A 3,339-nucleotide genomic window follows, 5' to 3' on the forward strand; every position below is an offset into this window, starting at 1 on the left:
CGCGCGCGATGCGCACGCTCACCGTTTCATACGGTCCGCGGCCGGTGCCCTCGACGTAGTTGGCAAGGCCGACCCCAAGCCGCTTGCCGCGGCTGCGGGCCTCGGCGCGGCGGGTTTCGAACCCCGCCCAGCCGATGCCGTCGAGCGCCTTGCGCTGGGTCTCGGGGTAGTCGCCGCTGTCGAGCACGACGGGCTCGCCCGAGCGCAGCTTGAGCGGGCGCAGGCAGGGCATCCGGTCCGGTGTCACGAGGTTGCGGCGGCGGATCTCGGCGCGGTCGAGCCCGCAGACGCGGGCGCCGGCGTCGAGCAGGCGCTCCATCACGTAGGTCGCCTGCGGCTGGCCGGCACCGCGCACCGGGGTGACGGGCGTCTTGTTGGTGACGGTGACGACGATGTTCAGGTCATAGGCGGGCACGTCGTACATCAGCGGCAGCATCATGCCCGAGGCGTAGGGCACGTTGAGCCCGCGCGCGGTCCACGCGCCGTGGTCGTGCAGCAGCGTGCCGCGCAGGCCGAGGATGCGGCCGCCGGCGTCGAAGGCCATTTCGACGGTCCAGAGCTGCTCGCGCTCCTGGCAGGCGGCGAGGAAATGCTCGCGCCGGTCCTCGACCCAGCGCACCGGGCGGCCGAGCGCCTGCGCCGCGGCGGCGACGGCGATTTCCTCGGGGTAGGTGACGAGCTTGGGACCGAAGCCGCCGCCGAGGTCGGGGGCGGTGACGTCGACGTCGCCCTCGTCGCGGGCGAGCAGCGTGCAGATGTGGCGCTTGAGCGCGTGCGGGGTCTGGGTCGAGGACCAGACCGAGAGCCTCCCGGTCATCGCGTCGGGCGCCGCCAGCACGCCGCGCCCCTCCATGGAATGCGCGCCGCCCCGGTCGATGCGGAACCGGCGCGAGACCACATGCGCGGCGCCGTCGAAGGCCGCCCCGATGTCGCCGTAGTCGAAGCCGAAGCTGGCAAGCCGGTTGTGCGGCAGGTGGGCGTGGGCCCTGGGCGCATCGTCCCGCGCGGCGCTTTCGAGGTCGGCCACCGGGTCGAGCGGGTCGAGATCGAGGTCGATGGCCTCGGCGGCGTCCTCGGCCTCGGCGCGGGTCTCGGCCACGACCATGGCGAGCGCCTCGCCGACGTAGACGGCCTCTGCCTCGGGGAGGATGGGGCGGTCGAGCGCGAAGGCGATGGACGAGGACGGCAAGCCCGTCGCCAGCCGCTGCCCGCCGGGGAGCAGGGCGGCCAGCTCCCTTGCGGTGTAGACGGCGACGACCCCGGGCATGGCGCGGATGTCGTCGAGATCGGCCCCGCCGATGGTGGCGTGGGCATAGGGGCTGCGCAGGAAGGCCGCGTGCAGCCCGCCGGGGCTTGCGATGTCGTCGAGGTAGCGCCCTTGGCCCGCGACCAGCGCGCGGTCCTCGCGCCGGGGGACCGAGCGGCCGACGAGGGTGGTGTCGTCGGGCGTCATTCCGAACCCTCCGCCCGCGCCGCGTCGTATTCGGCGATGCGCGCCTTGAGGTTTTGCGGCGTCGCCGGCGGGCGGGAGGCGGGCCCGGGCCTTTGCAGCGCGTCGTCGATGGCCGAGGCGATGGCGGCACCGGAGCCGGTCACGCCCGCCTCGCCCGAGCCCTTGACCCCGAGCGGGTTCAGCGGCGAGGGCGCGTCCTGCAGGATCTGCACCTGGCAGTCGGGCATCTCGGCGGAGGTCGGCATCAGGTAGTCGGCGAAGGTGACCGAAAGCGGCTGGCCCTGATCGTCGAAGCGGAACTCCTCGAGCAGCGCGCCGCCGAGCCCCTGCGCGAGGCCGCCGACGATCTGGCCCTCGATCATCGCCGGGTTCACGGCGCGGCCCACGTCGTAGCTGATCCAGTAGCGGTCGAGCTTGGTGCGCCCGGTCTCGGCATCGACGACCACCAGCGCGACATGGGCGCCGTAGGGGTAGTTCATGTGCTTGTTGTGGTACCACGCCTCGGCGGCGAGGCCGGGCTCGCGGTCGCCTCGCCTGGGCGAGACGGGGTCGAGGGCGGCGGCGATCTCGGCCAGCGTGAGGCTGGCGCCGGAGGTGCGGCAGGTGGCGACGCCGCCGTCGATCTCGATGCCCTCGGGGGGGCAATCGAGCAGGGCGGCGGCCATCTCGCGGGCCTTTTCGCGCACGGTCTCGGCGGCGCGGCGGGTGGCCTCGCCGGTCATCACCGTGACGCGGCTGGCGTGGGCGCCCCAGCCGTGCGCGATGCGGTCGGTGTCGCCATGGATGACGCGGCAGGCGCGGTAGTCGGCGCCCAGCGTGTCGGCGGCGATCTGGGCGACGGCGGTCTCCATCCCCTGACCGAGCGAGGCGGCGCCGGTCACGATCTCGATGCTGCCGTCGGGCTGCACGGTCAGGCGCACCAGCTCGGAGGGCCCGAGGCCGCTTTTCTCGACGAAATAGGCAAGACCCACGCCGACGCATTCGCCCCTGGCGCGCCGCCCGGCGGCCTCGGTACGCAGCGCGTCGAGCCCGCAGAAGGCCTCGGCCTTGCCGAGCAGCCCGACATAATCGCCGCTGTCGAGGATCACGTCCGATTCAAGCGCCGTCATCTGGCGGTCGAAGGGCATCTCATCGGAGGCGATGAAGTTGCGCCGCCGCAGCTCGAGCGCGTCGATGCCGGTCCTGGCGGCAATCGCGTCGATCAGGCGCTCGCGCACGAAGGTGCTCTCGAACCGCGAGGGCGCGCGGTAGGTGGCGGCGGGGGTCTTGGCGGTCAGCCGGTAATGGGCGCGCGCCGCATAGGCGGGCACGCGGTAGGGCCCGAGCAGGAGACCGATCGACATGTCCGCGACCCGCGCCCCGTGGGTGCGGACATAGGCGCCCTGATCGTGGTGCAGCGTCTCGTCGATGGCCAGGAGCCTGCCCTCGGCGTCGACCGCGGCGCGGATCAAGTGCTGCTGCTCGCGCGACTGGTTGGCGGCCATCATGTGCTCGCGCCGGTCCTCGATCCACTTCACCGGCCGCCCGAGGCGCATGGCGGCGAGACAGACGAGGATGTCCTCAGGGTAGAGCTCGCCCCGGATGCCGAAGCCGCCGCCGACATGCGGCTCGTGCAGCGCGACCTGGCTCGGGGAAAGGCCGAACATCTCGGCGAGGCGGTCGCGGTTCCAGTGCGGCCGCTTGGTGGCGCCCCAGAGGTCGAGCCGTTCGCGCCCCTTGTCCCACGCCGCCAGCGCGCCGCGCGTCTCCATCGGAATCCCCGAGTGCCGGCCGATGGCGAGGTCGAGCTCGACCACGTGCGCGGCCTCCGCAAAGGCGGCCTCGGTGTCGCCGTAGCCCTTGGTGAGGGTCAGCGGCGCGGTGCTGATGCCGGGGGCGAACTCGCC

2 protein-coding genes are annotated in these 3,339 nt (G+C 73.2%); both read right to left on the minus strand.

Annotation, left to right across the window (positions count from 1 at the left end; translation table 11 throughout):
• A partial coding sequence (locus tag HC022_RS21935) for a molybdopterin cofactor-binding domain-containing protein (protein WP_167453824.1) occupies window positions 1-1,453 on the minus strand: 1,453 nt, incomplete at its 3' end.
• A partial coding sequence (locus HC022_RS21940; RefSeq protein ID WP_167453825.1) for a xanthine dehydrogenase family protein molybdopterin-binding subunit occupies window positions 1,450-3,339 on the minus strand: 1,890 nt, incomplete at its 5' end. The genes HC022_RS21935 and HC022_RS21940, both read right to left, overlap by 4 nt.

Origin of the sequence: Salipiger sp. HF18 (assembly GCF_011806505.1) — a bacterium.
Taxonomy (GTDB): domain Bacteria; phylum Pseudomonadota; class Alphaproteobacteria; order Rhodobacterales; family Rhodobacteraceae; genus Salipiger; species Salipiger thiooxidans.